This is a genomic window from Thermococcus sp. 5-4, from assembly GCF_002197185.1.
Taxonomy (GTDB): Archaea; Methanobacteriota_B; Thermococci; order Thermococcales; family Thermococcaceae; genus Thermococcus; species Thermococcus radiotolerans.
Genome location: NZ_CP021848.1, coordinates 846,749 through 872,482 on the forward strand (window position 1 = coordinate 846,749; position 25,734 = coordinate 872,482).

At 55.6% G+C, this 25,734-nt stretch carries 31 protein-coding genes; 12 read left to right on the forward strand and 19 right to left on the reverse strand.

The features are described 5' to 3' along the window. Nucleotides 1–5: 5 nt before the first annotated feature. From CDI07_RS04700 to cobB, 6 genes are read right to left on the reverse strand one after another with little or no spacing between them, the layout of a single operon-like run. On the reverse strand, nucleotides 6–467 hold the full coding sequence (locus CDI07_RS04700; protein WP_088180505.1) for a COG2426 family protein: 462 nt from the start codon (nucleotides 465–467) through the stop codon (nucleotides 6–8). Beyond that, entirely contained in the window at nucleotides 464–1,030 is a 567-nt protein-coding gene (locus CDI07_RS04705) for a phosphatase PAP2 family protein (protein ID WP_088180506.1), read from the reverse strand. The genes CDI07_RS04700 and CDI07_RS04705 overlap by 4 nt, the downstream gene beginning before the upstream one ends. Before the next feature lie 48 nt (nucleotides 1,031–1,078). Further along, the gene (locus CDI07_RS04710) at nucleotides 1,079–1,627 is read right to left on the reverse strand and encodes an ASCH domain-containing protein (protein ID WP_088181544.1); all 549 of its coding nucleotides are present in this window, start codon (nucleotides 1,625–1,627) and stop codon (nucleotides 1,079–1,081) included. Further along, nucleotides 1,617–2,348 carry a TIGR02253 family HAD-type hydrolase gene (locus tag CDI07_RS04715; RefSeq protein ID WP_088180507.1) on the reverse strand — a complete coding sequence of 244 codons (732 nt, stop codon included), beginning with the start codon at nucleotides 2,346–2,348 and terminating at the stop codon, nucleotides 1,617–1,619. Before CDI07_RS04715 ends, CDI07_RS04710 begins: the two co-directional genes overlap by 11 nt. Before the next feature lie 35 nt (nucleotides 2,349–2,383). Further along, nucleotides 2,384–2,794 carry a DUF3783 domain-containing protein gene (locus CDI07_RS04720; protein ID WP_088180508.1) on the reverse strand — a complete coding sequence of 137 codons (411 nt, stop codon included), beginning with the start codon at nucleotides 2,792–2,794 and terminating at the stop codon, nucleotides 2,384–2,386. Further along, the gene (gene cobB / locus CDI07_RS04725) at nucleotides 2,791–3,546 is read right to left on the reverse strand and encodes an NAD-dependent protein deacetylase (protein ID WP_088180509.1); all 756 of its coding nucleotides are present in this window, start codon (nucleotides 3,544–3,546) and stop codon (nucleotides 2,791–2,793) included. Before cobB ends, CDI07_RS04720 begins: the two co-directional genes overlap by 4 nt. A gap of 153 nt (nucleotides 3,547–3,699) precedes the next feature. Between cobB and CDI07_RS04730 the strand changes: the two genes are divergently transcribed. From CDI07_RS04730 to CDI07_RS04770, 10 genes are all read left to right on the forward strand, one after another. Next, on the forward strand, nucleotides 3,700–4,896 hold the full coding sequence (locus CDI07_RS04730; RefSeq protein WP_088180510.1) for an aromatic amino acid transport family protein: 1,197 nt from the start codon (nucleotides 3,700–3,702) through the stop codon (nucleotides 4,894–4,896). Nucleotides 4,897–4,966: 70 nt separating this feature from the next. Continuing rightward, nucleotides 4,967–6,256: a serine hydroxymethyltransferase gene (glyA, locus tag CDI07_RS04735; protein ID WP_088180511.1), complete on the forward strand. Its 1,290-nt coding sequence runs from the start codon at nucleotides 4,967–4,969 to the stop codon at nucleotides 6,254–6,256. Nucleotides 6,257–6,337: 81 nt separating this feature from the next. Beyond that, nucleotides 6,338–6,835 carry an immunoglobulin-like domain-containing protein gene (locus CDI07_RS04740; RefSeq protein ID WP_088180512.1) on the forward strand — a complete coding sequence of 166 codons (498 nt, stop codon included), beginning with the start codon at nucleotides 6,338–6,340 and terminating at the stop codon, nucleotides 6,833–6,835. Further along, on the forward strand, nucleotides 6,832–7,269 hold the full coding sequence (locus CDI07_RS04745; protein WP_088180513.1) for an immunoglobulin-like domain-containing protein: 438 nt from the start codon (nucleotides 6,832–6,834) through the stop codon (nucleotides 7,267–7,269). The genes CDI07_RS04740 and CDI07_RS04745 overlap by 4 nt, the downstream gene beginning before the upstream one ends. A 216-nt stretch (nucleotides 7,270–7,485) precedes the next feature. Continuing rightward, nucleotides 7,486–7,818: a transcription factor S gene (locus tag CDI07_RS04750; RefSeq protein ID WP_088180514.1), complete on the forward strand. Its 333-nt coding sequence runs from the start codon at nucleotides 7,486–7,488 to the stop codon at nucleotides 7,816–7,818. Beyond that, nucleotides 7,815–7,979 (forward strand): hypothetical protein, encoded by a 165-nt coding sequence (locus tag CDI07_RS10175; RefSeq protein WP_167892235.1) that lies wholly within the window; start codon nucleotides 7,815–7,817, stop codon nucleotides 7,977–7,979. The genes CDI07_RS04750 and CDI07_RS10175 overlap by 4 nt, the downstream gene beginning before the upstream one ends. 2 nt (nucleotides 7,980–7,981) lie before the next feature. Next, entirely contained in the window at nucleotides 7,982–8,731 is a 750-nt protein-coding gene (locus CDI07_RS04755) for a DNA polymerase sliding clamp (protein ID WP_088180515.1), read from the forward strand. Between the two features lie 36 nt (nucleotides 8,732–8,767). Then, complete coding sequence (locus CDI07_RS04760; protein WP_088180516.1) at nucleotides 8,768–9,337, forward strand: hypothetical protein; 570 nt, start codon at nucleotides 8,768–8,770, stop codon at nucleotides 9,335–9,337. 5 nt (nucleotides 9,338–9,342) lie between these two features. After that, complete coding sequence (locus CDI07_RS04765; RefSeq protein WP_088180517.1) at nucleotides 9,343–11,253, forward strand: molybdopterin-dependent oxidoreductase; 1,911 nt, start codon at nucleotides 9,343–9,345, stop codon at nucleotides 11,251–11,253. Nucleotides 11,254–11,475: 222 nt separating this feature from the next. Next, on the forward strand, nucleotides 11,476–12,126 hold the full coding sequence (locus tag CDI07_RS04770; protein WP_088180518.1) for a peroxiredoxin: 651 nt from the start codon (nucleotides 11,476–11,478) through the stop codon (nucleotides 12,124–12,126). A gap of 51 nt (nucleotides 12,127–12,177) precedes the next feature. Here CDI07_RS04770 and CDI07_RS04775 read toward each other — a convergent pair whose 3' ends face one another. The 4 genes from CDI07_RS04775 to CDI07_RS04790 form a co-directional block, all read right to left on the reverse strand. After that, nucleotides 12,178–12,882, reverse strand: a complete 705-nt coding sequence (locus CDI07_RS04775) for an ABC transporter permease (RefSeq protein ID WP_088180519.1) — start codon at nucleotides 12,880–12,882, stop codon at nucleotides 12,178–12,180. Then, nucleotides 12,879–13,580, reverse strand: coding sequence for an ABC transporter permease (locus CDI07_RS04780; RefSeq protein ID WP_088180520.1), 702 nt, complete (start codon nucleotides 13,578–13,580; stop codon nucleotides 12,879–12,881). The genes CDI07_RS04775 and CDI07_RS04780 overlap by 4 nt, the downstream gene beginning before the upstream one ends. Beyond that, nucleotides 13,577–14,425 carry an ABC transporter ATP-binding protein gene (locus CDI07_RS04785; protein ID WP_088180521.1) on the reverse strand — a complete coding sequence of 283 codons (849 nt, stop codon included), beginning with the start codon at nucleotides 14,423–14,425 and terminating at the stop codon, nucleotides 13,577–13,579. The genes CDI07_RS04780 and CDI07_RS04785 overlap by 4 nt, the downstream gene beginning before the upstream one ends. A 61-nt stretch (nucleotides 14,426–14,486) precedes the next feature. Further along, nucleotides 14,487–15,644 (reverse strand): hypothetical protein, encoded by a 1,158-nt coding sequence (locus tag CDI07_RS04790; protein WP_145954976.1) that lies wholly within the window; start codon nucleotides 15,642–15,644, stop codon nucleotides 14,487–14,489. A gap of 190 nt (nucleotides 15,645–15,834) precedes the next feature. Here CDI07_RS04790 and CDI07_RS04795 point away from each other — a divergent pair, with 190 nt between their 5' ends. Continuing rightward, complete coding sequence (locus CDI07_RS04795; protein ID WP_088180523.1) at nucleotides 15,835–16,428, forward strand: TRASH domain-containing protein; 594 nt, start codon at nucleotides 15,835–15,837, stop codon at nucleotides 16,426–16,428. 17 nt (nucleotides 16,429–16,445) lie between these two features. On the opposite strand, the gene CDI07_RS04800 is transcribed toward CDI07_RS04795, so the two are convergent. From CDI07_RS04800 to CDI07_RS04820, 5 genes are all read right to left on the reverse strand, one after another. Next, entirely contained in the window at nucleotides 16,446–16,760 is a 315-nt protein-coding gene (locus CDI07_RS04800; protein WP_088180524.1) for a hypothetical protein, read from the reverse strand. Nucleotides 16,761–16,907: 147 nt separating this feature from the next. Beyond that, the gene (locus CDI07_RS04805; protein ID WP_088180525.1) at nucleotides 16,908–17,210 is read right to left on the reverse strand and encodes an SHOCT domain-containing protein; all 303 of its coding nucleotides are present in this window, start codon (nucleotides 17,208–17,210) and stop codon (nucleotides 16,908–16,910) included. 107 nt (nucleotides 17,211–17,317) lie between these two features. Beyond that, a complete protein-coding gene (locus tag CDI07_RS04810; RefSeq protein ID WP_088181545.1) occupies nucleotides 17,318–19,240 on the reverse strand; it encodes a heavy metal translocating P-type ATPase in 1,923 nt (640 codons plus the stop codon). A 252-nt stretch (nucleotides 19,241–19,492) separates the two neighbouring features. Further along, nucleotides 19,493–19,978, reverse strand: a complete 486-nt coding sequence (locus CDI07_RS04815) for a DUF302 domain-containing protein (RefSeq protein ID WP_088180526.1) — start codon at nucleotides 19,976–19,978, stop codon at nucleotides 19,493–19,495. Between the two features lie 86 nt (nucleotides 19,979–20,064). Continuing rightward, nucleotides 20,065–20,988: a hypothetical protein gene (locus CDI07_RS04820; protein ID WP_226996615.1), complete on the reverse strand. Its 924-nt coding sequence runs from the start codon at nucleotides 20,986–20,988 to the stop codon at nucleotides 20,065–20,067. Nucleotides 20,989–21,039: 51 nt separating this feature from the next. Between CDI07_RS04820 and CDI07_RS04825 the strand changes: the two genes are divergently transcribed. Beyond that, the gene (locus CDI07_RS04825; protein ID WP_088181547.1) at nucleotides 21,040–21,690 is read left to right on the forward strand and encodes an N-acetyltransferase; all 651 of its coding nucleotides are present in this window, start codon (nucleotides 21,040–21,042) and stop codon (nucleotides 21,688–21,690) included. Here CDI07_RS04825 and CDI07_RS04830 read toward each other — a convergent pair. The 4 genes from CDI07_RS04830 to CDI07_RS04845 all read right to left on the reverse strand — a co-directional run bounded on the left by CDI07_RS04830 (nucleotide 21,665) and on the right by CDI07_RS04845 (nucleotide 25,718). Next, on the reverse strand, nucleotides 21,665–23,731 hold the full coding sequence (locus CDI07_RS04830; protein WP_088180527.1) for a heavy metal translocating P-type ATPase: 2,067 nt from the start codon (nucleotides 23,729–23,731) through the stop codon (nucleotides 21,665–21,667). The two genes, CDI07_RS04825 and CDI07_RS04830, sit on opposite strands and share 26 nt — an antisense overlap. Continuing rightward, nucleotides 23,731–24,087: a helix-turn-helix transcriptional regulator gene (locus tag CDI07_RS04835; RefSeq protein ID WP_088180528.1), complete on the reverse strand. Its 357-nt coding sequence runs from the start codon at nucleotides 24,085–24,087 to the stop codon at nucleotides 23,731–23,733. Before CDI07_RS04835 ends, CDI07_RS04830 begins: the two co-directional genes overlap by 1 nt. A gap of 73 nt (nucleotides 24,088–24,160) precedes the next feature. After that, nucleotides 24,161–25,300 (reverse strand): SLC13 family permease, encoded by a 1,140-nt coding sequence (locus tag CDI07_RS04840; protein ID WP_226996616.1) that lies wholly within the window; start codon nucleotides 25,298–25,300, stop codon nucleotides 24,161–24,163. Further along, complete coding sequence (locus CDI07_RS04845) at nucleotides 25,239–25,718, reverse strand: hypothetical protein (RefSeq protein WP_088180529.1); 480 nt, start codon at nucleotides 25,716–25,718, stop codon at nucleotides 25,239–25,241. Before CDI07_RS04845 ends, CDI07_RS04840 begins: the two co-directional genes overlap by 62 nt. Between the last annotated feature and the right edge of the window lie 16 nt (nucleotides 25,719–25,734).

Consider the following 25,734-nt stretch of genomic DNA (forward strand, 5'->3'; position numbering starts at 1 on the left):
CCTTTTTATCCAAACAGTCCCAGAGCCGGCAGCAACGTTATCGCCATGCTCAAAAGCCCGCCGAGGACCAGCGCCGGGACCGTCTGCCTCTTCTCTATGGCGAGGAGATAGGCCGCTAAAGCTCCGGTCCAGACGCCCGTCCCGGGGAGCGGTATCGCCACGAATATCGTCAGCCCGATGAAGCCCCACTTCTCCACGTAGGGGTGAGCCTTTTTCCTTACCCGTTCGACGTAGTAGAGGTAGAGGTGGGCTATCTTCCTCAGGAAGGTTCCCTCAAGCCAGAGCATCATCCTGTCTATGTATGGAAGGGCCGCCGGAAGGACCAGCGAGAGGAGCAGAACGCCGAGGGAAGCGGCCAAAAGCGTCTCCCACATGGGGTAGCCCATGCCTATGCCGTAAACTATCGCATAGCGCCCCTCAAAGGTTGGAATCAGCGAGAGGAGGAACACCTCAAGGAAGCCGTTCATTCGGACTTCCCTCCGAGGAGTGATTTGAGCAGTAAGTAGAGCCAGGGGGCGAAGAGCAGGCTGAAGAGCACGTCGCCGAACCAGTGAACGTGGAGGAGGAGCCTCGTGAGGGCTATTCCGACGGCGTACGCCCAGAAGGCTGGGGCATACTTTTTCCATCTGTCGGAGCCGTAGGCCGCTATCACCGCAGCACGGAAGGTGTGGCCCGAGGGGAATGCGTAGGTTCCGTAGCCCGGCCTCGGCCTAGGTTCTGCAAAGATGAGCTTGAGTGCCCCAACGGCAACGAGACCGATCGCGACGGCGAGAATGAAAAGCAGCGTGTTCCGGGAGACCCTGCCCTTCTCCCTCCAGTCGGCGATTACGGCAAATGCCCCAAACAGCGCGAGAAATATGTCGCCACCAAACCGCGTGAAGAGGTTCATCAGGGGCGTATCCATGAGGGGAAGCTGCGAATTAACCCATTCGTTTATTCCGTAGATTAAACCAGTCGCCTGGAGAACCAGAATGATGAAAACTCCGGCCGTGAGTGCGGTAAATTTGGCGTCGAACTTAACCCTCTCCATGGCGTTTAAAGAAAGACGAAGCCGTAAAAAAGCTTTTCTCTCCCGGACTCAGATTACCCCCGCCGCGTAGAGGGCGTGGTAGATCTTGAGAAGAGCTCCCTGAACCTTCTTTGGCCCGAAGGTTCTCACGGCCCTTCCGAGGCCCTCGTTGTAGATGCGGCGCATTATGAAGTCCGTCTCGCGGTTGAGGTTCAGTTTTTCCTGGTTCTCTAGGTAAAGGCGCGCTATCTCCGTCGGCTCGCGGTAGTTCAGCCCCTTGAGCCACTTGAGCGGAATCCCGTCGTCGAATCTTTTGAGAACCTCGAAGCCGATTATCGTGACCTCGTCATCACCGTAGAGCTCGCCGTAGATTTTATTCAGCTCTCTGAGAAGCTCTCTGACGTCGGAGAAGCCGTCGAGTTTTGCATCCTCGTTGGTGAGTTCCCTTACCTTCTTCTTCTCAACGCGGGTTATCCTGACCTTCGCTATAGCCGTGTCGCTCGGCGTTATGACGAGGTAAACCTCGCTCCCCGGCTTGGCCTCGTAGTCGCCGTAGCGTATCGTGGTGACCTTGTCGCCCCTGAGAATCTTCGACTTGTATGAGGAGTCAATCAGCATGAACTTCCTTATCTGGACGCTCTTCCCTCTCCTCAAGGTTCAACCCCCTGACTATATCCAGAATCTCCTCCAGAGAGCTCACTGTAAAGTCAGCGTACTCGAGGTATTCGAGTTCTCTGTTGGCGTACTTGCCGTATTTGAACCAGGCGGTCTTCATGCCAACCTGCTTAGCACCGTAGATGTCGGAGTACAGCCTGTCGCCCACCATCAGCGCCTCCCCAGGTTCGACGCCCATCTTCCTCAGGGCTTTCTGGAATATCTTCGGGTGGGGCTTCTTGACGCCGAGGTAGTCGGAGATGAAGACGCCGTCGAAGTAGTCGTCCAGCTCGAGGCGGATTATCTTCTCCCACTGCTTTATCGGGTCGCCGTCGGTTATTATGCCAAGCTTATAGCCGGACTTCTTCAGCTCAAGCAGGAGCCGTCTGACGCCGCGGACGCTCTTCAGGTAGGCGAACTTCGTGTTGTGGTACGCTATGACGCCGGCGGCTATCCATTTGGGGTTGCTGGGCAGGTCGAGGCGCCTAAGCAGGTAGTCGAAGTGCCTACCGAAGTTGCTCCCGTACTCGTTTATCAGCTCAAGGAGCTCGTGGTAGGCGGTATCAAAGTCAACGGGAAGACCGTGCCGTATCATGTTCTCTATCGCGTTCTTTCTCGCCATCTCGGCCAGCCTGCTCGTGTCCACGAGCGTATCGTCCAGGTCAAAGAACACGACCTTTATCATTCCTTCACCCACCGCAGTCTACTCGTTCAAGATATTTAACCCTTCCCGATGTCGAGGAAAAGGCCCTTCCTCTTTTCCGCCTCCTCACGAGCCCAGCGCGCGGCCTTGAAGTACTCGTCCTCGGCCATCAGCTCGTTGAGCAGGTCCTCGAGCTTCCAGGTCAGCGAGGTCTCGGTGGTCGTGGCGAAGATAACCCTGCCCAGGTTGAGGGACTTGACGGAGTGGATTACCTCCTTCAGCGTCTCGTTGCCAACGTCGTGCATTATCACGAACTTCCTGAGGTGCCAGTAGCTCGAGCCGCTCAGCTCCTCCACCTTATCAACCACCTCGCTCACGGCCCAGTCCTTGCAGTACTCAGGAACCTCAAAAACCGGAACCGAAAGTACCTCCCGCAGTCTCTCGACTTCATCGGGCAGGAATCCCACCAGCAGAACCTTTCCGCTCATCCTATCAGCCCCTTAACCCTTGTCATCAGCTTCTCCATGGCCTCTCCTGCAGGACAGCGCAGGAAAACGTCGGCTATGGGCGTTATCCCGCTCTCCTCCGGGTTGATTTCGATAACCTTTCCGCCGGTTTCTTTGACTATCTGCGGAACGTACGCGGCCGGATAGACGACGCCACTGGTGCCTATGACCAGAACGAGGTCGGCCCTCTCCGCGAGCCGGAAAGCCTCGTCGAGGGCACTCCTCGGGAGCGGCTCTCCAAACCACACGACGTCGGGCCGCAGGAGGGAGCCACAGTCCGGGCACCTGGGAAGGTCCTTCTCCCGGAGAAACTCCTCCAGCCTTCCGCTCTCCTTGAGGTACTCACCGTAACCGCAGGAGGTGCACCTGACCCTGAAGATGTTGCCGTGAAGCTCGATGAGGTTCCTCGTTCCAGCCTCCCGGTGGAGGTCGTCAACGTTCTGGGTGATGACGGCCTTCAGAATACCCATCTCCTCAAGCTCCGCCAGCGCGTAATGCGCCCTGTTTGGCTTGGCCTTCCGTATCAGGTCCATGCGCCACTTGTAGAACTCCCAGACGAGGCGGGGGTCCCTCCGAAAGGCTTCGGGCGTCGCAAGCTCCTCGGGTCGGTGCTTCTTCCACAGCCCGTTGAAGCCCCTGAACGTAGGAACGCCGCTCTCGGCGCTTATTCCAGCACCCGTAAAAGCAATCGCAAACCTTGAGCGGGCCAGCAGTTTGGCTGCCTCCTCTATCATGTTCACACCTACTCGGCCATCCTTAAAAATCCTGCCCGAGGTTGAGAGGTTCCCGGGCTTCCCACCGAAGAATCTTTGAAACGGGCTTCATGTTTCCGTGGGAGGGTTTAAATTGTATCCATGAACACATCTGCGGAAACAGGGGGTGAGAGAATGCCAGTGACCGATGGAACACCGAGGAGAAAGGTCACCACTTCACACGGGCGTTATTACGCCGAGAGGGTGGCACTCGCGAGGAGGAAGAAGCTCAGAAGGAAGGCCGCGTTGATTCAACTCATGAGGAAGCGGAAGGGCGTCGCGGCGATAAGGACGAGCACCATAAGGGTGGAGAAGGCTCACATCTCGAAAAACGAGGCGCTGGCAATACTGGTGGGAACCCAGATCGGCGCCGGGGTGCTGGGCCTGCCGTACGCGGCTAGCAAAGTTGGCCTGGTTCCGGCAATGGCGGTTCTCTTCGGGGTCATGCTCCTCATGCTCGCGACGGCGTTCATAGTGCTGAAGTTCTCCGCGGAGATGGGCGGGGCGCAGATGAGCACCATGGCCAACAGAGTACTCGGAAGGGCAGGCGGGTGGCTGATGTATCTGAGCATATTCATAATGAGCTTTGGGGCGCTCCTGGCGTACATAGCCGGAATGGGAAGCGTCTTCGCGAGCCTCTTCGGCGTCAGCGATACATTGGGAGCGGCGATATTCTGGGTACTGGCTTCCTTCGTCGTCTACCGCGGGCTTGAGGCGAGCGGAAAGACCGAACTGATAATGAGCTACGTCATGCTGGCCCTCTTCATCGGCGTCACCCTGATGCTCGTTCCTCACGCGGAACTCAGCAACGGCCTCTACACGGAGCTGGGCGGAATACTGAGCATAACCGGCGTCGCCATCTTCGCCCTCGGCTGCCACACCATAATCCCCGACGTCTACAAGGGGCTCGGAAGCTACGAGGAGACCAAGAAGGTCATCGTTCTCGCCTTCCTCATCCCGACGGTCATCTATGCGGTCTTCATGGCGGCGTTCTTGCTCGTCTTCGGAACGGAGACACCGGAGATAGCAACGCAGGGACTCGAACTGCTCTACGGCCACCTCGGCAGAATCGTCGGCAACCTCATCCCGCTCCTAGCGATAACGACTAGCTACATAGGCATCGCGCTTGCACAGCAGAGCAACAGCGAGGAGTTCGTGAGGCTTGACAGGAAGGTTGCCTGGGCGCTCACGGTGATTCCACCGGCGGTTCTATACTTCGCGGGCGTCAGGAACTTCGCCGATGTGCTGGCGTTCGCGGGCGACACTGGAGACATGCTGGCCTTCATAGTGCTCCCAATCCTGATGTGGCTAGCGGCGAAGCTCCGCCGCTGACCCTTCGATTTTTCCCTCCCTCGGTAAGGTTTATATTCCCCGCGTTCAAATCCCCATCGAGGTGTTTCCCATGGCTGATGGATACAAAGACTATCGCGACAGGGTTCTGAATTTTGTTGAGGAGCACGAAAAGTGGAGGAGCCACACCATAAACCTCATCGCAAGTGAGAACATAACTTCCCCAAGCGTCACCCGCGCCGTTGCTAGCGGATTCATGCACAAGTACGCCGAGGGCTGGCCGAGGCAGCGCTACTACCAGGGCTGCAAGTATGTTGACGAGGTTGAGCTCATCGGTGTCGAGCTGTTCACCAAGCTCTTCGGGAGCGATTTTGCTGACCTCAGACCGATTTCCGGAACCAACGCCAACCAGGCCGCTTTCTTCGGACTCACCAACGCCGGTGACAAGGCCATCGTTCTCCACACCAGCCACGGCGGCCACATAAGCCACATGCCCTTCGGTGCCGCCGGAATGCGCGGCCTTGACGTCCACACCTGGCCCTTCGACAACGAGGAGTTCAACATCGACGTTGACAAGGCTGCCCAGCTCATCCGCGAGCTCGAGCCCAAGATAGTCGTCTTCGGCGGCTCGCTCTTCCCGTTCCCGCACCCGGTCAAGGAGCTCGCCCCGGTCGCCAAGGAGGTCGGCGCCTACGTCATGTACGACGCCGCCCACGTTCTCGGCCTCATCGCCGGAAAGCAGTTCCAGGACCCGCTCCGCGAGGGAGCCGACATAATCACCGCCTCGACCCACAAGACATTCCCCGGACCCCAGGGTGGTGTCATAATCTACAAGAGGTTCGGAGAGACCGAGGAGATAGCCAGGCTCCAGTGGGCCATCTTCCCGGGTGTTCTGAGCAACCACCACCTCCACCACATGGCAGGAAAGGTGGTCACCGCCGCGGAGATGCTTGAGTACGGTGAGAAGTACGCGGCCCAGATCGTCAAGAACGCCAAGGCCCTGGCCGAGGCTATGGCCGAGGAGGGCTTCAAGGTCATCGGCGAGGACAAGGGCTACACCGAGAGCCACCAGGTCATCGTCGACGTCAGCGACCTGCACCCTGCCGCCGGCGGTTGGGCGGCTCCACTCCTCGAGGAGGCAGGTATAATCCTCAACAAGAACCTCCTGCCCTGGGACCCGCTTGAGAAGGTCAACGAGCCCAGCGGCCTGCGCATAGGCGTCCAGGAGATGACCCGCGTCGGCATGCTCGAGGACGACATGAAGGAGATCGCCCACTTCATCAGGCGCGTCCTCATAGACAAGGAGGACCCGAAGAAGGTCGAGCGCGACGTTTTCTACTTCAGGCAGAACTTCCAGAAGGTCTACTACTCCTTCGACTACGGACTCCCGCTCAGGGAGTGATTTCTTTTCTTCATTTCAACCCCTTTTGAAGCGTTGGGAAGGGTTAAAGCCTGAGTCGATGAATTTAATCCGGTGTGAAGCATGGGGCGCACAGCCGCAGTTGTTGCTTTGATCCTAGTCATTCTCATCATCTCCGGCATCCTCTACGCTGAAAATGTAAGGAAGAGCACCCCCACTGAAGATGATGAGATCTCCCAGACTGGCATTGCCATCATGGTTCTCGACAGAACCACATACGGCGTTGGGAATAATCTCACCCTCACGATAATCAACACCGGGAGCGAGACGCTCCTAGTCGGCGCCTTTTACCGGCTCTACCGGCTCGAGGATGATAAGTGGGAGGAAATCTCTCCGGGCTTCACGTTCACGATGATCGGTTACACGATACCGCCCGGCGGCAACTGGACTCAGAGGATACCGCTGGCTATCCTTGTGAAGGGAAAGAGTGCCTTTGGAACCCTCGAGCCCATCCCTCCAGGGAAGTACCGGATAGAGAAAACCGTCATCATTGACAGGGGGCGCTGCGGGGCCAGGAGTGACGAGATAAGGCTCTCGGCCGAGTTTGAGGTGGTCGGATGAGGTGGAAGGTTGGAGCGGGAATAAGCCTCCTGGTTCTCATCCTCTGGGGCCTCACCGGGCCGCACTTCATGATAAGCCTCGATAAGCGCACGTATTCAGCCGGCGAAGAGCCGGAACTGACGATAAGGAACGTCGGTTTAGCGCCCATCTACTTCGGCCAGGGCTACATCATCTACCGGTGGGAGAACGGGAGCTGGGTTGGAGTAAGGACTCCATTTTTCTTTTTCGACATACTCTACGACCTGCCCCCATTCCATTCTTGGAAGCAGAGTGTTGCCCTGAAATACCTGCCGGAAAACGAATCCCCCGGAGAACCCCGTTCCTATCCGGACCTTCCTCCAGGGAGATACAGGCTCGTAAAGAGAATTTGCGGCCTGCCCCTCGGCTGCAGGAACGCGAGCGTGGAGTTCGAGGTTGAAAATGACCGGAGATAACAGAGAGTGGAAGTGGTGACTATGACAGCCCTCTCCCACGACAAGCTTTTACCAGCCGTCTCACAACCACATCCGCATATAGTTTACTCCCGGGTAATTTACCCCTGAGTAAATTAGGTTCTGAGCTTCTAATTCCGTCCAATTTATGGGCACCACCTGGCAAAACTTTTTATTCTCCTCCCACATACCGAACCCTCGGCTAAAGGGGTGAGAAAGATGAAGTTCTGTCCAAAGTGCGGTAACCTCATGCTTCCGGACAGGAAACGGAAGGTCTGGGTCTGCCGCTCATGTGGTTATGAGGAGCCCTTCGACGAGCAGAAGGACAGGGAGAAGACCGTCATAAAACAGAAGGTCGAACACAAGCCGGACGAGGGAATCATCGTCGTTGAGCAGGACGTCAAGACCCTGCCGACGACGAAGATCACCTGCCCAAAGTGCGGCAACGACACCGCATACTGGTGGGAGCTCCAGACGAGGGCCGGTGATGAGCCGAGCACGATATTCTACAAGTGCACCAAGTGCGGCCACGTCTGGAGGTCGTACGAGTGAACGAACTGGAACGTGAAACCCTCAGAAAGCTCGCGGAGAAGGCCCTGAAGGAGCTTGAGGAAGCCTACAGGAGGATACCCGACACCGACAACGGAAAAGCTTATTTATTCCGCGGCAAAGAAAGGGTTAGGCTGATGCTCGATATATTAAAGGAGGGGTAAAGATGCCGTTCGAGATAGTTTTTGATGGTGCCAAGGATTTCGCCGATCTTATAGCCACCGCAAGCAACCTCATAGACGAGGCCGCCTTCAAGATAACCGAGGAAGGAATTGGGATGCGTGCCATGGACCCGAGCAGGGTCGTTCTCATAGACCTCAACCTCCCGGAGAGCATCTTCTCCAAGTACGAGGTGGAGGAAGAGGAAACCATCGGAATCAACATGGACCACTTCAAGAAGATACTCAAGCGTGGCAAGAACAAGGACACGCTCATCCTCAGGAAGGGGGACGAGAACTTCCTTGAGGTCATCTTCGAGGGCACCGCCAAGAGAACCTTCAAGCTCCCGCTCATCGAGGTGGAGGAGCTCGAGCTCGACCTTCCGGAGCTCCCGTTCACTGCCAAGGTCGTCGTCCTCGGCGAGGTCCTCAAGGAGGCCGTTAAAGATGCTTCCCTCGTCAGCGACGCCCTCAAGTTCATAGCCAGCGAGAACGAGTTTATAATGCGCGCCGAGGGCGAAACGAACGAGGTCGAGATAAAGCTCACCCTTGAGGATGAGGGACTTCTCGACCTCGAGGTTGAGGAGGAGACCAAGAGCGCCTACGGAATCAGCTACCTCGCGGACATGATAAAGGGCATCGGGAAGGCCGACGAGGTTATAATCCGCTTCGGCAACGAGATGCCCCTCCAGATGGAGTACCCGATAAGGGACGAGGGCAAGCTGATATTCCTCCTCGCTCCGCGCGTCGAGGACTGATTTCTTTTTCTCTCAATTTCCTAGGTTGGTGGGAGCGTGGACATCGTCAAGCTCAGGGAACTGCTTGAGGCGGAGCTTTCCTCGCCGGAACTGACGGAACTAGATGAAGAATTCTACGAGGAGTTCGACAGCCTCATCAAGGCCCTAAAACTCAGTGCAGAGAGCTCCCGTGAGAGGGGCGAGGATGTCGAGGAGAGGCTTTACCTCGCCCAGCTGGGCATAGCGGAGAAGCTCATGCGTGAGATAATCAAAATCAGGCTCCATAAAATCGTTGACCTCGCCGTTGAGGGCGTCCCCTACGGCCTGACCTCAGAGGAGAGGCGGATTTTCACAATACTCAGGGCTTTTATAGAGCGTGAGGAGATTCCAGTCGAGGTTCCCGAGGAGACCGTCGAGGTGAGTGAGGAGGTTCCAGAGAGGGAGGCCCCAAAAAAGAGGGTTCCGCGGGAGGCCTACATAATCAAGGTTGACCTGCCGAAGATACTCGACCCCGAGCTGAGGGAATACGGGCCGTTCAGGGAGGGCGACCTCGTCGTCATCCCCCGGAGCCTCGGGAAGGTTCTCGTCGAGAGGGACGCGGCCGAGAGGATAAGGATCGCCCCGTGATGCCCATGCCTTTCTCAGTCTGCACCCGCGACTGCTACGACACATGCGCGATGGTGAGCGAGCTTAAAAACGGGAAACTAAGCGTTCGCGGCAATCCGGAGCACCCCGTAACGGCCGGCTTTCTCTGCCCGAAGGGCGCGCTTCTTCCGAAATGGTTCCACGCTGAGGACAGGCTCAAAAGGCCACTCGTTAGGACGGGCGAGAGGGGAAGCGGGAGCTTCATTGAGACAAACTGGGAGGAAGCCATTGAACTCGTTGCCAAGAAGCTGAGGAAGACGATTGAAGAACACGGAAGCGAAAGCGTCCTGGTCTATCAATATGCCGGTGACAGGGGCGTTGTGAACTACGCCTTTCCGCTGAGGCTCTTTCACTACCTGAACACATCGATGCTCGACCATGGCATCTGCGACAGGGCCGGTCAGGAGGCTCTGAGGGACGTCTACGGGACGGCAGTTGGAATGGAGCCTGAGGAACTCAAAAACCAGAGGCTGATAGTTTACTGGGGAATAAACGCCTTCTGGACGAACCTACACGGGTTCATGCTGGCGAGGAAACACGGTCTTGAAATCTGGACGGTTGACGTCGTCAGAACCGAAACGGCCAAGCGCTCCGACAGGTTCTTCCAGATAAGGCCCGACACCGACGTTCTCTTTGCCCTTGGAGTTGCGAAGGTTATAATCGAGGAAGAACTCCACGAGGAAGCTTTCGTCCGCGAGAACGTTTATGGTTTTGAAGAATTCAAGAATTATGTAATTAAACTGGACTTCGACCTCGTGGAGCGCGAGACCGGAGTGAAGCGCGAGACGATTGAGGAGTTCGCGAGGGAGTTCGCCGAGAAGAGGGGAGTAATCCATATAGGCTACGGCCTTCAGCGCTCCCTGGCGGGCGGCGAGGCCGTGAGGGCAATAGCCATCCTTCCGGCCCTGATAGGTCACCGCTTCGGCTTCATCTACGATATGAAGTCCATAGACAAAAGCTACGCCGAGGGGGCCTTTCTGCGAACCAAACCGGCTAAGAGAATTCCCCAGATAAAGCTTGCCGAATACATCGAACGGGGCGAGATAAAGTTCCTCTACGTCTACAACTCCAACCCCCTCGCTAGCCTGCCGAGTCAAAACCGGCTGAGGAAGGCTTTGAGGGAGAGCGACGTTTTCATGGTCACGCATGATATCTTCCTCACCGACACGGCCCTGTACTCTGACGTTGTCCTTCCGGCGAACACCTTTTTCGAGCGCCTTGACATAGCAGACAGCTATTACCACCGTTACATAGCTCTAAACGAGCCGGTCGCGAGGCTTCACGGAAAGAGCAACAGCGAGGTTACGCGACTCCTCGCGAGGGCACTTGGGATTGACGATCCCTACCTCTACGAGAGCGACGAGGATGTCGTAAAGAAGGTTCTCGAACTCAACGGACTGAGCTGGGAAGAGTTAAAGGCCAGAGGATTTATCAAAGCCCCGGAAAAGCCGAGAACGTGGGAGACGCCGAGCGGAAAGATCGAGTTCTACTCCCAGCGGGCTGTTGGAAGAGGCCTAGGCCCGTTTCCCGAGTACAGAAAGTTCGAGGGGAAGTATCCACTCCGGCTCCTCACCCCAACTTACCGGATGACGATAACGAGCCAGTACCATAACACACATGGGATGATCGACCCGAACCTCTACATCAACCCTGCCGATGCTTTGTATAGGGGAATTACGAACGGCGATACCGTCGAGGTCTTTAACGACAACGGGAGCATCAGAACGGAGGCCAGGCTCACGGAGAACGTTCCGCGGGGGGTTGTAATGCTTTACAAGGCATTCTGGGTTAGACTCCTTGGCTGGAATGCAAACTTTCTGACGGGGGATGAAACCGTCGAAAAGTACGGGAACGGTTCTGCATACCATTCAACATGGGTCGAAGTTAAGAAAGTTTGAGGCAAAAATGGGCTTTTTCTTCAAGCTTTTCGACAATGCCTTCCCCTTCAATCTCTCACTGTGACAACCAATGATGGGCATTCTTTGCACGCCTATCCTTAAACCTCTTAAAATTCTTGGATATTCGACAAAGTTAATACCGTTAGACGAACCGAAAGGTTTATATATCCGAACCAGTGAGGTTTATAGTGAAGAAAACATAGAAAAATGAGGTGATGGAAGATGGTAGTGATAGGAGAAAAGTTCCCAGAGGTTGAGGTCAACACCACCCACGGCAGGATAAAGCTGCCCGACTACTTCACTGAGAAGGGCAAGTGGTTCGTTCTCTTCAGCCACCCTGCGGACTTCACCCCGGTTTGTACGACCGAATTCTACGCGATGCAGAAGCGCGCCGAGGAGTTCAGGAAGCTCGGCGTTGAGCCTATCGGGCTGAGCGTTGACCAGGTCTTCAGCCACCTGAAGTGGATGGAGTGGATAAAGGAGAACCTCGGTGAGGAGATAACCTTCCCGGTCATCGCCGACGACCGCGGTGACCTCGCCGAGACCCTCGGCATGATCCCGAGTGGTGCCACGATAACCGCCAGGGCGGTCTTCATCGTCGACGACAAGGGCGTCATTCGCGCGATAGTCTACTACCCGGCCGAGGTCGGCAGGGACTGGGACGAGATACTCAGGCTCGTCAAGGCCCTCAAGACCAGCACCGAGAAGGGCGTTGCCCTGCCGCACAAGTGGCCCAACAACGAGCTCATCGGCGATCGCGCCATCGTCCCGCCGGCCGGAACCGTCGACGCCATCAAGGAGCGCGAGGAGGCCAAGGCCCGCGGAGAGATCGAGTGCTACGACTGGTGGTTCTGCCACAAGAAGCTCGAGTGAGCCTCTTTTCCTTCTTAGCTATTCTTTTCATGTTCTCAAAAGTAAAAAGGGCTAAATCACCCTTCTTCTGAAGAGCACCACCAGCGGGATGAGCCAAGCCAGATGCACGAACACCGCCGTCGGGAAGTCACTGTAGTCGCCCAGGGCTATACCCTCGAAGACCCTGTACGTCCAGTACGTCGGCAGGAAGGCCGTCAGCTTGCTCCAGTCCGTTGAGAGGTCCCTCCACAGGACGACGAGTTTTATTGCAACCGGCAGGATCAGGAGCCAGCCGATGACCTTGGATGCCGTAAGTGCCTGCATTCTTGATTCGGCGAAGACGGTAATGAGCAATCCATAAATCCAGACCTCCAGCAGGAAGAGAAGGATCAGCGCCAGAACTCCCTTTTGGGGAATCTCCAGTCCAAGGATGCCCGGCGCTATTACCGTGAAGAGCATTGTCACTAACGAAGCCCACGTGAGCCGGTAAACCAGAAACGCCTCGCTGGAGATTGGTATAACCTGCAAAGCCTGTATAGTTTTCTCCTCCTTCTCGTCAGCCATCATGAAGCCCGGGATCATGCCGAATATCATGGGAATGAATATCAGGACGAAGAGGGCTATCCCGTAGTAAAGCTCCCCCATGCGGTCCTTGAAGTAGCGGACGACGAAGAGGAGCACCAGGGTCATTCCCACGCTGTAGAGGAGCATCGGGTCCCTGCGGAGCAGCTTGAGGTCGGTCCTGTAGATGGCGGCGAATTTTCGCACAAAGCTCATCTCAACCCCTCCACCGCGTACCTGTAAAAACGGATTTTAGCGAGGTTGTATGCCACGCCACTCCAGATTATCAGGGCCAACGCTGACCACAGCAGGGTATTTGTTGATATTTCTTCGAATGGGGCACTGAAGAAGTAGAGCGCTGGATAGCTTGGGATGACGTAGAGAACCTTCCATATCCCGCTCGTCAGATAGCCATGGTAGTGGGCGAAGGGGAGGAGGGAAACCACCATAACTCCTAGGAGGGGGACGAAGTAATCATCCAAGTCGCGGTATTTGGCCGAAATCGCGATTCCGAGGAGAGTGTAGACGGCCGAAACCAGGAGTGTGCCCGCCAAAACGTAGGGCAGCCCGTCAAGGGAGCGGGTGCCGAGGACGAATATAAGTGCCCCCGCGAGGAGGGAAACCAGCGCCATGGGGAGCGTTTTGGCGAGGATGTAGCTCCTCCAGTCAAGGGGAGTGACGGCCAAGGCGCCTATCGTCCCGTCCTTCTTCTCCGCGAAGATGACTGTGCCGACGAAGGTGAAGCCAACTAGACCCGGTTCCAAGAGGAGGAAAATTGGAACCACCACTGAATGATACCCCTCGGGAAACGCCATGACCATGAGCCCGTAGGCTAAAGCCACCAACAGGTATATCGGGTAGACGTAGCCCCGAGTTCCGACCTTTAAGTCGAGCTTCACCAGCTCGCCTATCATACGAGCCTCCTCCCGGTCACCTTGAGGAATATCTCCTCCAGTGTTGGTTCCTCGGTGTTTATTCTCACGACCTCGTAGTTTCTTAGGATGTCAAGGAACTCCTCGTTCTGGCCTATTCCTTCGAGCGGGAACTCAGCGGTCCTCACATCGCCGCTGGCCACATAGTCGATCTTGATCAGGCGTTTCCCCATTCTAACCTTCAGCTCGCCCGGATTTCCAACGAGGGCTATCTTCCCGTCCACGATGAAGGCAACCCTGTCGCAGAGCTCGTCGGCGACGTACATATTGTGGGTGGTTAAGAAGACGGTCTTTCCGCTTTCACGCATCTCAAGGAGCAGGTCCTTTATCCTCCTCGCGCTCGCCGGATCGAGGCCTTCGATGGGCTCGTCAAGGAAGAGGATTTCTGGGTCGGGGAGTAAAGCCCTCGCCAGATCGAGCTTCTTCTTCATTCCCTTGGAGAAGCCGGAGACTAGCTTATCCTTATCTTCAAGCCCCACCAGTTTGAGAACCTCCAGCGGATCGAGGTGCTTTCTGTAAAAGCTCGCGAAGAACTCAAGGTTTTCCAGGGCGGTGAGCTTTGAATAAACGGCCGGAAACTCAAAGGAGACACCGATTTTGTTGTAATACTCTTTCCCCCACTTGCGGAGATCTTTTCCAAGGATTTTTACGGTCCCTTCGTAGTCCTTCAGGATTTTCACCAGGATTTTAACGGTTGTCGTCTTGCCGGCACCGTTCGGCCCAAGGAAGCCGTAGATTTCGCCCCTCTCGACTGAGAAGCTCAGCCCATCAACGCCCCTGACTTCGCCGTAGTACTTCCTAACGTTCTCAACCTCTATGACGGGCATGCTTTCACCTGCCAAATGATAGGAGCCAGAAGTAGTTATAGATTGTGGAAACGTTTAAACTCTATTCACAATCATCCGCGCCCTCCGCAAGACAAAAGGCCAATAAGGGAATCCAACCAGAGCCGGGTTTTCTGCCATATCCTGCGAAGATTGAGTATTCCTTCCCCACCTCACCGTAAGCAATTATCCCGAGAGAGAAAGCAGGCTCTCCCTTCCAGGAGGCATTCACCTCCATTGTGATGTCCTTGCCCTTTGTCGTTTCGATTGAGTTGGTGGATGCCACACCTTCCTCACGGAGGACCTCTAAGAAATCTCCGAGGGGTATACCGAACTTTTCTGGACTGGCTTCAATACTATAATACGGAGAGGTATACGACCCCACAACCGATCGATTTGCAAGCCGCCACTCTTCAACGGGAAGAACCGCGGTTCCCTCAGAAACGTCCCCCAACCCATGCCGGAACTTTAAATCAAAGCCCATGACATAGAGGTACTCCTCGCGGAAAGAAAACCCGCCAGCGATTATTTTCCACCGTTCATACCGATAGGTGAGGCGGGTTCCTATAATGGCGGTGGTGTTTGGGGTGAATGGCACCTCAACGGAGTCTCCCCTATCGCTCGTTAGATACAGATAGCCCAAACGCTCCCAGTTATTCTCACTAAGGAGATACAACGAAAAGCCAACTGGAATCGGCTGTTTTATCATGTGGATGATTCCATAGCTGTCTCCGGAGCTTATGACCCCGGCCAGTGCAACTGAAAGGTTATGCTGAACTGACCGTTCCAAGGACTGATACGCCCCTTCGGAGCCTGTTTTAACTCCGGTCACTCGATACTTCGGCGTGATCACAACCTTTTCAGGTAGCTCATCCCAGTTCAACGAAATCGCGTGAAACGAGGCCTTTCCATCCTTTACCAGGGTTATCAAAATCAGTGGTTCCGCGAGGATACCCGTTCGGCTGTAGTGCCCGTTCCAGGCTCTCTTCACCGAAGCCAGGTTCAGGGTAATCACGCCCCATCTAACCTTCCCAGAATAGAGCTCGTGAAGGCCATCCGGATAGAGGACTTTAATGAAGATGTACGCATTTCGAGAATTCTCAAACTGAACGGTCACCCAAGCGGGCCTGGCCCCTGCAAAGGCCGAATGAACCGCTACCGTCGAGACAACAAGCAATGCCACCACAACGGCAGCGGCAGTTTTCGCTTCCATACATACCACTATGGAATGTAAGGAGAACTGAGATATAAATCTTGTGTCATTTGGTCTCTAGGCAAGGAAAAGACGAGACGCCAACCAGCACTATTAAACGGGAATGTTGATTCTCGAGAGTCGCGAGACGGCAGTATGATGAAAATCGGAACACAATTTTTATAGGTTGAAAGCATGAAGTTGTAATGGAGGTATAAAGATGAAACTCGATGCCCTCGACCTGAAGCTCATCTACCTCCTAATGGACAACTCCAGGTTGAGTGTCTCGGAGCTTGCCGAGAGGCTCGGCGTTAGCAGGCCGACCGTTAAATCTAGGCTTGAAAAGCTTGAGAAAGAGGGGATCATACAGGGATACACCATCAAGCTCAACCCCCAGCTGATAAGGGGCCACAACATCGTTGCGCTCATCGTCAAAACGGACGAGCCCGAGAGGATGGAAGAATTCCAGGAGATAATCGAGATAAACCGCTTCACGAGCAGAAAGTACCTCATAAAAATCGCCATCGAGAGCATGGGGGAACTGAAAAGGGTCATCGAGGGGGCCGGCTTTGAGGTCATCGAGATAATGCCAATCCTGGAGAGCTTTGAGCGGGCGAACCCGCCGAAGGTAAAGGTCCCCTTCAAATGCGACTACTGCGGCAAGGAGATTGTGGACGAGCCGATAGTGTACAAGTACCACAACAGGGTCTACTTCTTCTGCTGTCCGACATGCTTGAGGGAGTTTAAGAAAACGCGGGAAAACATCGAGAAGTTCAAGCTAAAAGAGGAACTAAAAGGGGAAGAGGGAAGCTGAAGACTCATTCGTTCTCCTCAAACTCCCATGACTCCCTCGCAGTACTCGTGTCTCTCCTCCCAGCCTGCGCCCATGTACCTGGCCATGTAGCCCTCCATGGCTGACTCCATCTCCTCGTGAGCCCCGGTGAAGTTGCCGTCCGCCATGTGCTCCTCCATCTCCGCGTACATGTCTCCGTCCACGGCGTGACCGTAGCCCATCATTCCGGGGCCAAAGCCCCATCGCGGGCCGGTTCTCTCGGCCATCTCAAATCCTCCAGTGTGAGCCATTCCAAGCGGAAGGGCTATGAGCGCTCCGATGAGGAGTCCGATAAACAGGGACTTCCACTCCATTTCCAATCACCTCTCAGGTTTTGTCTTCATGTATGCATTTGTCCGGCGAGATATAGGGCTTATTGTTGGCATTCTGGAAACCCGTCCCCTCCAAATTTTCAAAATGAAGAAAGCGTATTCCCGCGGAAAAAGGGATAATACAAATGCCTACTCACCAAGCAGCTTTCTCCTTCTCCTCTCGTACTCCTCGTCGTCTATTTCACCCCGCGCGTACTTCTCATCGAGTATCTCAAGGGCACGGCTCTTTGAGGCCCCGGTGCTTCCACCCGAGCCCTGCTCCACCAGCCATTTGATGAACCAGACCACTCCAACGATTATCAGAATCCAGAACAGGAGCATGAATATCGCCCCGAACCAGCCAAACCAGCCGAATCCCATCATGTCGTGCCACCCCCATTCTCCTTCTCCCATGTGAACCAGAAAGTCCGGATTAACGTTTTCAAGCATCATTTTGATCTCCTCGAATACTACTCAGTGGTAAAGACTATAGGGCTTATGATTGGCAAAATGAAAAGAAACGAACAAAAATTTTCGCAAAAAATAAAGTGAAAAGGGCCTCAAACCTTCAGGAACCTCGCGTTTATTGCCACTATTACCGTGCTCATGCTCATCAGCAGGGCACCGAGGGCGGGGCTGAGAAGGATTCCGTAGCTGTATAGCACACCTGCCGCCAGGGGAATCGCAAAGGTGTTGTATCCCGTCGCCCAGGCAAGGTTCTGCACCATCTTCCGGTAGGTTGCCTTGGCGAGGTGTACCCCGGTTATGACGTCCCTCGGGTCGTTCTTGACGAGGATTATGTCGGCGCTCTCTATCGCCACGTCGGTTCCCGCTCCAATGGCTATCCCGACATCTGCCTGGATCAAGGCTGGAGCGTCGTTTATGCCGTCGCCGACCATCGCAACGACCAATCCCTGCTTCTGGAGTTCAACTATCTTTTCTGACTTCTGATGAGGCAGGACTTCGGCGAAGAAGCCGTCGAGGCCGAGCTCCTCAGCCACCCACTTTGCAACCTTGGCGTTGTCGCCGGTGAGCATGTAGGCCTTTATGCCCATCTCGTGGAGCTTTTCAACGGCCTCCCTCGATTCGGGCCTTATCTTATCCGCCAGCGCCAGGGCACCAACGAGCTTTTCATCGATGACCAAAAATACAACGGTCTTGCCCTGCTCCAGGACCTTATTGACGCGCTCGTCCTCTTTCCACAGGCCGTTTTCCTTCAGGAAGCCGGGGCTCACAACGAGGACTTCTTTACCGTTGATGACTCCCTGGACACCCTTGCCCGGAAGAACCTTAGACTCACTGACTTCGTAGGGATCAAGGCCGAGCTCCTTGGCCTTCTCGACTATTCCCTGGGCTATCGGGTGGCTTGAGTGGGACTCGAGGGCAGCAGCGTACTTCAGGATCTCCTCCTCGCCGAGCTCGTCCAGCGCTATTACGTCGGTCACTTCAAACTTGCCTTCGGTCAGCGTTCCGGTCTTATCGAAGACGACCACCTTCACATCCTTCGCCCTCTCAAAGGCCTCCCTGTTCCTGATGAGGATTCCCTTCTTCGCCGACAGCGAGGTCGAGACCGAAACGACCAGCGGAACGGCCAGGCCGAGGGCGTGGGGACAGGTTATGACCATCACAGTAACCATCCTCTCAAGGGCAAAGACGAAGGGCTTGCCGAGGTAGAGCCACGCTCCAAGCGTTACCGTTCCAGCTGTTATGGCTATGAGCGTGAGGTAGAAAGCCGCCCTGTTCGCCAGATCCTGCGTTTTTGACCTCGTCTCCTGCGCCTGCCTGACGAGCTCAACGACCTGCATCAGGTAGGTGTCCTTTCCGGTCTTCTCTATCCGGACCTTTATCGCGCCCTCGAGGTTTATGGACCCGCCTATGACGCCGTCTCCGGGCTTTCTGTAGACGGGCTTCGATTCGCCGGTGAGCATCGCCTCGTTGACGCTCGTTTCCCCCTCGACAACGATGCCGTCGGAGGGTATCTTCTCGCCGGGCTTGACCAGAACCACGTCACCCTTCTTCAGCTCACTGACAGGGACATCCTTCACTCCTTCAGGCGTTACGAGGTGCGCCTCGGTGGGCATGAGCTTTATGAGCTCCTCAAGTGCCCTTGAAGCTCCGAGGACGGAGCGCATCTCTATGTAATGTCCGATAAGCATGATGTCAATAAGCGTGGCCAGTTCCCAGTAGAAGGTTTTTCCGGACAGGCCGAAGGTTACCGCGGCGCTGTAGAAGAAGGCAACCGTAATCGCCAGCGCTATCAGCGTCATCATTCCGGGTAACTTCTTCTTCAGTTCGTCCCTCATGCCCTTCAGGAACGGCCAGCCGCCGTAGAAGTACACCACCGCGGAAAGTCCAAAGAGAACGTAGCGGTCTCCCGGGAAGGTCAGCTCGAAGCCGAAGAAGTTCTGTATCAGCGGGGACAGAATCAGAATCGGAACCGTTAGTATCACGGAGACTACAAAGCGCTTCTTGAAGTCCTCCATCATCATCTCGTGGTGCTTTGCATGGGAACCCCCTCCGTGTTCGTGGCCGTGCTCCCCATCTTTGTGGCTGGGTTCATGATGCCCGTTCACCCCGTGTTCCCCGTGATCACCGGTGGGAGTGGGACCTTTCCCTGGATGGGAATGGGTCATTCGAGGTTCGGCTTTGTTCTCATTATCTTTTTTCACATGAATCACCCCTGGACCGTTATAAATTTCAATCCCAATAAGGTCATTTATCAAAAAAGAAATGCCTCAAATTTTCTCAATGACATTCAACAGAATCTTCTCAACTTCACCAGTGACCTTTAACAGCTCGTCGTTCTTGGTTACGCTCATGGCTTTAGTTGGAAGCAAAAGTCCCACGTGGGTCTTTCCGTCTTTTACGTAGACCAGCATGTTGCATGGAAGGAACGAGCCGCTGTTGATGTCGATGCCTATGAGCTGGCTTGAGAACCTCGGGTTGCAGGCGCCAAGTATCACGTACGGCTCCATATCAACACCGAGCTTTTCCTTGAAGAGCCGGTCAACCCTGACCTCGCTGATGACGCCAAAGCCCTCCTCATTCAGGCCTTCCCTGATTCTCTCAACGGTCTCGTCAAACCCCATTCCGGATTCTTTAACGTGCATGTAACCATCTTTTTCCTTCATCCTGCCGTGGTGACCCTTGCAGCCCCCTTTTCTCTCCATGTCAGCCATTTTACCGCGCATTCTCTCCATATCATTGACTTCGTCGTTCATAATCAATCACCCTTTCTTTTGTCAACCTATTTTTAATTTGAAGCGTTAATAGGGTTATCATGAACAAAATGGAAAATTAGAGACCATCAGATTTCCAAATTAAAAGATATCCCTCTTAGAGCCTTATAAAGAGCCTTCAAAAACAGAACGATGGAAGTTCCAGAGGTGACCAGCGCCACCGGAACGTTGACATCAAACCACAGGTTCCTCAGAGGGGTGTAAACCAGGAGGGCAAATACCGGCATCAGGAGGGGCATGAAATATCTGCTCCCTTTTATTCTCCCATAGCCGGAGAAGAAGTTCTCCCCTCCAAGCCGCCGCAGAGCGTGGAGGGCAATCCCTATGAGCGGAGGGAGAGCAAGGATTGAAAACGGAACCGCCAGAACAGTAAAGGCGGCAAAAAACAGCAGAACGGCAGTAAAGAGACCGATTTCCAATCTCCTGGGTTCAAAGTTTCCGGGAGATGAGGCATGGAGGACTGCGTATGCAACCACCAAAAGGAGGGTCGAGAGAAACGCATAGATTGCAAAATTCTCGGGGCTCACTGCGTAGCCATCCTCGAGCTTCCAGTAGGAAGCCCAGAATCCCCAGAAAGCCCCGAGAGAAGCAAAGAACATGGCGGACTTGGCAGTGCTCCACTCACCCAGAGCCTTCCCCGCCAGATAGACTCCGGCAAGAACCGAGATGAGGGCGTGCCAGGCCAGCGGCGTCCAGACGATGCCGAAGGGAAAATCCGTGTAAACGGTCTGAACAACGACGCCCTCAACGAGCCAGCCAAAGACCGCCCCCACGAGGAAAACTGAGTAAACGTCCCCGGCTCTGAAGCGGTTCGCCATAAGGAGCACGAAGAAGGCCAGAACCGAGTAGACGAGCCATGTCGTTACGAGCCCCAAGGGAGTATCCTCCTGCCTCCACCTCGCCCAGAACATCGTTTCCGAGTAGAAGAAGAGTATGTAGCCGAGGGAAAGCGTGGAGAGGAACCTTCGGAGCACCTCCGTTTTGGCCATCATAAGCACACCGCTCCCAAAAAGGGTTATATGGACATCCTCATAAAAGTAACCATGATGGAGATAGTTCTCAGGGCCGGAGAGGGGAAGAAAACCGAGGCCGAGCACTTCGCGAGACTCATGGAAATTTCCGCGCCTGAGTACTTCCCGGCCCTGCTCGGACCGAGGTTCTCCGAGCTTTTCAGAAGGCTCTTTCTCGAAAAGCAAAACCTTTTCAGCCACGAGCACGTCGTCTTTGCGATTTACGGGGGACAGATAGCAGGAATGCTCCTGAGCTACAACTGGGAGGCCAAGGAGAAGGAAGAGAAGAGAACGGGCTGGTTGATGATGAAGAGCCTCGGCTTCGACTTTCTGAGGAAGCTTCCCGGGTTCATAAGTTCCACATCAGGTTCGGGTAGACTGGAAAGGGGAGACTACTACGTCAGCAACGTTGCAGTTTACCCAGAATTCCGTGGGAAGGGCATCGGAAAGGCCCTTATGCTCGAAGCAGAGCGACTCGCCAAGGAGAGCGGGGCAGAGAGAATAGTCCTCGACGTTGAGAGGGGCAACGAGAGGGCGATAGCCATATACAAAAAACTCGGCTACTCCGTTGAGAGGGAGCACTCCGTAGGGCTTGAAGGGAAGACTTATGAGTTCTATAGAATGGCGAAGGAGCTGAAAGGGGGAAACAAAGGGAGCCTCACCTCAAAACCCTCATCGCGTTGAAGACCGCTATCAGGGCGACGCCCACATCGGCAAAGACCGCCTCCCACATGGTCGCCTCCCCAAGGATTCCAAGGCTTATGAAGGCGAGCTTAACACCGAGGGCGAAGATTATGTTCTGCCACACTATCCTCTGGGTCTTCCTCGCTATCCTGATTCCCGTGGGCAGCTTGGAGGGCTTGTCGTCCATTATGACGACGTCGGCCGTTTCTATTGCCGCGTCGCTTCCAAGGGCACCCATCGCAACGCCCACATCGGCCCTCGCAAGCACCGGTGCGTCGTTTATGCCGTCGCCGACGAAGACAACCCTTCCCTCGGCTTCCGCTTCAAGCTCCTCTATGACCCGCACCTTATCCTCCGGCAAGAGCTCAGCGTAGAAGCCGTCGAGGCCAAGCCACTCCGCTATCTCCTCGGCAACGTCCCTGCTGTCGCCGGTCACCATCACGACCTTCTTGACCCCGAGGCGCTTGAGCTCCTTCACCGCCAGGGGTGCGTCGTCCTTTATCTCGTCAGAGATTATTATGTAGCCCGCGTATTTCCCGTTGATGACCACGTGGGCGACGGTTCCCCTAACGTGGCAGGTGTCGTGCTCGACCTCGAACCTGTGGAGGAGTCTGTCGTTTCCGACCATGACCTCGACGCCGTCTATCCTAGCCCTGACGCCGTGGCCGGCTATCTCCTCGTACTCGACTATCTCGGCCTCGTTGATTTCTCCCCCATAAGCCTCGCGTATGGCCTTCGCTATCGGGTGGTTCGAGTGAGCCTCTGCCAAAGCTGCGAACCTGACGATTTCTTCCTCCCCGAATCCGTTCCTCGTTTCAACCTTTGTGACCTTGAAGACGCCCTTTGTCAGCGTGCCGGTCTTATCGAAGGCCACGATGCTAGCTTCCTTGAGGGTGTCGAGGTAGTTGGAGCCTTTGACGAGTATTCCCTCTCTGGCCGCCCTTCCGATGCCGCCGAAGTAGCCGAGGGGTATGGAGAGGACCAGGGCACAGGGGCACGAAATCACGAGTATGACCAAAGCCCTGTAAATCCAGGGGGTGAAGGGGTCTCCGGTTATCAGCGGGGGAACGGTCGCTATTAGGGCGGCTATTCCCACAACGGCGGGCGTGTAGTAGTGGGCAAAGCGAGTTATGAACTTCTCGGTCTTGGCCTTTCTGGCACTTGCGTTCTCCACCAGCTCAAGGATTTTGGATATGGTGGACTCGCTAAGCTCTCTGGTCACGCGAACCTTGAGGAGACCGGAGAGGTTGACCATGCCCGAGAGGATTTCCTCTCCTTCCCGCACGGCCCTTGGAACGCTCTCGCCGGTCAGTGCGGACGTATCTACGGTGGATTCACCCTCTGCGACGACACCATCAACGGGAACCTTCTCGCCGGGCTTCACGAGGATCACGTCGCCGGCCTTCAGCTCCTCCGGCTTCACCTGAACTACCTCGCCGTCCCTAAGCAGGTTCGCATACTCGGCCTTGAGCGCAAGCAGTGCCTTTATGGAGCGCCGCGACCGGTTCACCGCCAGGTCCTGGAAGAACTCGCCGACGACGTAGAACAGCATGACGGCAACTGCCTCCGGGTATTCCCGAATGGCGAAGGCTCCCAGCGTGGCGACCGCTATGAGGAAGTTCTCGTCGAAGACGTTGCCGTGGAGGGAGTTGATCACCGCACTCCTCAGCACACGCCAGCCTGCCATCAGATAGCTCGCGAGGAAGATGCCGAAGACCACCCAGTCATCAATGCCGTAGTGGTAGCGCATCACAATTCCAACGGCAAAGAGAACCAGCGAGAGGCCTATGGAGTAAACCGTTCCCCAGTCAGTCTCACTGTGGTCGTGGGCGTGGTCATGCCCATCCTTTTCGAGAACCTCAACGTCCGGCTCGACCCTCTTCACTATCTCCTTGGCCTTCTCGACGTCGCCCTCTATAACCAGCTCCTTCGTTGTGAAGTTCACGAGCGCGAACTCGAAGCCTTCCTTCTTGAGGGCCTCCTCTATCTCGTATGCACAGCTTGCGCAGTCGAGTCCCTCAAGGACGAGCTTCTGCGGCATCACTTTACCTCCGAGAGGTGTTCGAGGGCAGTCCTCAGGAGTTTCCTGATGTGCTCGTCGTCTAGGCGGTAGAAAACGTTCTTGCCGTCCTTGCGGTATGCGACTATCTTCCTGTCCTTGAGGATGCGGAGCTGATGTGAGATGGCCGAGACGGAAAGCTTGGTTATCGCCGAGAGGTCACAGGTGCAGAGTTCCCCGGCCTCCATGAGCGCGAGCAGGATTTTAAGCCTGGTGGGGTTCCCTAGGGCATCGAAAAAGTCCGCCGCCTCGAGTATGCTCTCCTCCCTGGGCAGCTTCGCCTGGGCCTCCAGGATTTTGTCCAGATGCTCTTCGTACACCTTGCAGACCTCGGTCATTTTCTTCACCTCTACATTTGAGCAGTTGTGCAAATGTTCTTATAAACCTTCCCATTTCGAGACCTCTGAAAGATCAGAGCAGGAATATCAGAATCGAAACCACCAAGGCCATCAGAAAGTACGGAATCGAAAACCTGTGGAAGTCCCTAATGCCGATTCCAGAGATGCGGAGGGCTATGAGGTTCGCGAGGGAGCCGATTATTATCCCCGTTCCACCCAGGTTCACGCCGAGGGCGAGGGGAAGCCACTCCGGCCGCGAGCCTATGAAGACCACCGTCGCAGGAACGTTGCTGATGAGCTGGCTCAGACCTGCCGAGGCGAGGAGGAGAACCAGTCCCCCAGAGGGAAGCCAGGAAGAGCCGGAAATCAGGCGGGCAACCTCGCCGAAGTCTACGAAGATGAAGGCAAAGGTCAAAACCAACGCCCAGTCGAAGCCCAGCAAAGCTTCCCTGCCGAGGATGAGCAGAACCAGCAGGGTCAGCGGAAGGGTCCACAGCGGCCTTCCGGTTTCGGCGAGGAGTATGTCCCCGATCAGAAGGAAGAGCGATGCGGCAAAGAGCCTCGTTTTAATCGCCACTGGGGGTAGCCTCTCGATGGATATTGGCCTTTCCCGTATCGTGAGCGTGAAGAGGACGATGAGGACGAGCCACAGGGTCACGGGGAGCAGCATCGCCCCCACGAACCCCAGAAAGGAAAGGCCGTACGTGTTCCAGATTATGATATTCTGGGGGTTTCCGATCGGAGTCAGCGCCGAGCCGACGTTCGCCGCTATTGCCGAGAGCGTGACGGCGCGGGCAGTGTTTATCCCGGCGAGCCGAGCGGTGATGACGACCAGGGGTATGAAGACGAGCATCGCGGTGTCGTTCATTATCACCGCTGAGGAGAGGGCTATGATGGGGATCAGGAGAAGCATCAGTTTTCGCTCGGAGCCGCCGGAGAGCGATATGAGCCCAATGGAAAGGCGGGTGAAGATTCCCGACAGCTCAAGACCCTTTGAGACGAGTATGAGCGACGTTATCAGGGCCAGGCTCCTCCAGTCCACCAGGTCGGGCGTTCTACCTGGGAGGGAGGGGTCGTTGAGAACCAGGACTAGGTAAAGCACAAGGAGTACCGTGAGGAACCACTCACGTCTTACGAAGCCCTTCAGCCTCTCAAACGCCGTGTCTCCTAACCTCCTCTGTAAGGCCGTAATCCGGGATGAGCTCCTTGCCATCAGCCGAGACGCGGACGTGCAGGATTATAAAGCTTTTCCACGCCACCGGCACAACCCAGCAATCCTCCGGCCCCCTGAACTCGGCTCCACTGAGAACGCTGAGTTCGCTCAATAGCGCCTGAACTTGCTCCCTAACCTCCTCCGGGTTGACTTCGGCCACCATAGACTCCGGCGGCAGGCCCTTTGGAGCAGGGGTTTTCGTCTCAGGGTTGTAGTGAATCCTGTCCACGGCAAAGCTCAGGTACATCACGGGAACATCAACGTGAACGCCGTGGGGCGCGTGATGGACGATCGGCGTTCCAGCCGTAAAGAAGGGAAGGGCGTTTTTCACGGTCTCTATCGCCCTCTCGGCAAGCTCCGGGGTGAGCTCCCTCCAGCGGTCGGATCTTCCTCTTATCGGTGGCGGCACGGGGGACATGGCGAGACCTCCTCAA

Bases quoted from the DNA above. Each gene is read 5' to 3' on its own strand.
- CDI07_RS04700 (WP_088180505.1), bottom strand. From the start codon at position 467: ATGAACGGCTTCCTTGAGGTGTTCCTCCTCTCGCTGATTCCAACCTTT.
- CDI07_RS04705 (WP_088180506.1), bottom strand. From the start codon at position 1,030: ATGGAGAGGGTTAAGTTCGACGCCAAATTTACCGCACTCACGGCCGGA.
- CDI07_RS04710 (WP_088181544.1), bottom strand. From the start codon at position 1,627: ATGCTGATTGACTCCTCATACAAGTCGAAGATTCTCAGGGGCGACAAG.
- CDI07_RS04715 (WP_088180507.1), bottom strand. From the start codon at position 2,348: ATGATAAAGGTCGTGTTCTTTGACCTGGACGATACGCTCGTGGACACG.
- CDI07_RS04720 (WP_088180508.1), bottom strand. From the start codon at position 2,794: ATGAGCGGAAAGGTTCTGCTGGTGGGATTCCTGCCCGATGAAGTCGAG.
- cobB (WP_088180509.1), bottom strand. From the start codon at position 3,546: ATGATAGAGGAGGCAGCCAAACTGCTGGCCCGCTCAAGGTTTGCGATT.
- CDI07_RS04730 (WP_088180510.1), top strand. From the start codon at position 3,700: ATGCCAGTGACCGATGGAACACCGAGGAGAAAGGTCACCACTTCACAC.
- glyA (WP_088180511.1), top strand. From the start codon at position 4,967: ATGGCTGATGGATACAAAGACTATCGCGACAGGGTTCTGAATTTTGTT.
- CDI07_RS04740 (WP_088180512.1), top strand. From the start codon at position 6,338: ATGGGGCGCACAGCCGCAGTTGTTGCTTTGATCCTAGTCATTCTCATC.
- CDI07_RS04745 (WP_088180513.1), top strand. From the start codon at position 6,832: ATGAGGTGGAAGGTTGGAGCGGGAATAAGCCTCCTGGTTCTCATCCTC.
- CDI07_RS04750 (WP_088180514.1), top strand. From the start codon at position 7,486: ATGAAGTTCTGTCCAAAGTGCGGTAACCTCATGCTTCCGGACAGGAAA.
- CDI07_RS04755 (WP_088180515.1), top strand. From the start codon at position 7,982: ATGCCGTTCGAGATAGTTTTTGATGGTGCCAAGGATTTCGCCGATCTT.
- CDI07_RS04765 (WP_088180517.1), top strand. From the start codon at position 9,343: ATGCCTTTCTCAGTCTGCACCCGCGACTGCTACGACACATGCGCGATG.
- CDI07_RS04770 (WP_088180518.1), top strand. From the start codon at position 11,476: ATGGTAGTGATAGGAGAAAAGTTCCCAGAGGTTGAGGTCAACACCACC.
- CDI07_RS04775 (WP_088180519.1), bottom strand. From the start codon at position 12,882: ATGAGCTTTGTGCGAAAATTCGCCGCCATCTACAGGACCGACCTCAAG.
- CDI07_RS04780 (WP_088180520.1), bottom strand. From the start codon at position 13,580: ATGATAGGCGAGCTGGTGAAGCTCGACTTAAAGGTCGGAACTCGGGGC.
- CDI07_RS04785 (WP_088180521.1), bottom strand. From the start codon at position 14,425: ATGCCCGTCATAGAGGTTGAGAACGTTAGGAAGTACTACGGCGAAGTC.
- CDI07_RS04795 (WP_088180523.1), top strand. From the start codon at position 15,835: ATGAAACTCGATGCCCTCGACCTGAAGCTCATCTACCTCCTAATGGAC.
- CDI07_RS04800 (WP_088180524.1), bottom strand. From the start codon at position 16,760: ATGGAGTGGAAGTCCCTGTTTATCGGACTCCTCATCGGAGCGCTCATA.
- CDI07_RS04805 (WP_088180525.1), bottom strand. From the start codon at position 17,210: ATGATGCTTGAAAACGTTAATCCGGACTTTCTGGTTCACATGGGAGAA.
- CDI07_RS04810 (WP_088181545.1), bottom strand. From the start codon at position 19,240: ATGGAGGACTTCAAGAAGCGCTTTGTAGTCTCCGTGATACTAACGGTT.
- CDI07_RS04815 (WP_088180526.1), bottom strand. From the start codon at position 19,978: ATGAACGACGAAGTCAATGATATGGAGAGAATGCGCGGTAAAATGGCT.
- CDI07_RS04820 (WP_226996615.1), bottom strand. From the start codon at position 20,988: ATGATGGCCAAAACGGAGGTGCTCCGAAGGTTCCTCTCCACGCTTTCC.
- CDI07_RS04825 (WP_088181547.1), top strand. From the start codon at position 21,040: ATGATGGAGATAGTTCTCAGGGCCGGAGAGGGGAAGAAAACCGAGGCC.
- CDI07_RS04830 (WP_088180527.1), bottom strand. From the start codon at position 23,731: ATGCCGCAGAAGCTCGTCCTTGAGGGACTCGACTGCGCAAGCTGTGCA.
- CDI07_RS04835 (WP_088180528.1), bottom strand. From the start codon at position 24,087: ATGACCGAGGTCTGCAAGGTGTACGAAGAGCATCTGGACAAAATCCTG.
- CDI07_RS04840 (WP_226996616.1), bottom strand. From the start codon at position 25,300: ATGGCAAGGAGCTCATCCCGGATTACGGCCTTACAGAGGAGGTTAGGA.
- CDI07_RS04845 (WP_088180529.1), bottom strand. From the start codon at position 25,718: ATGTCCCCCGTGCCGCCACCGATAAGAGGAAGATCCGACCGCTGGAGG.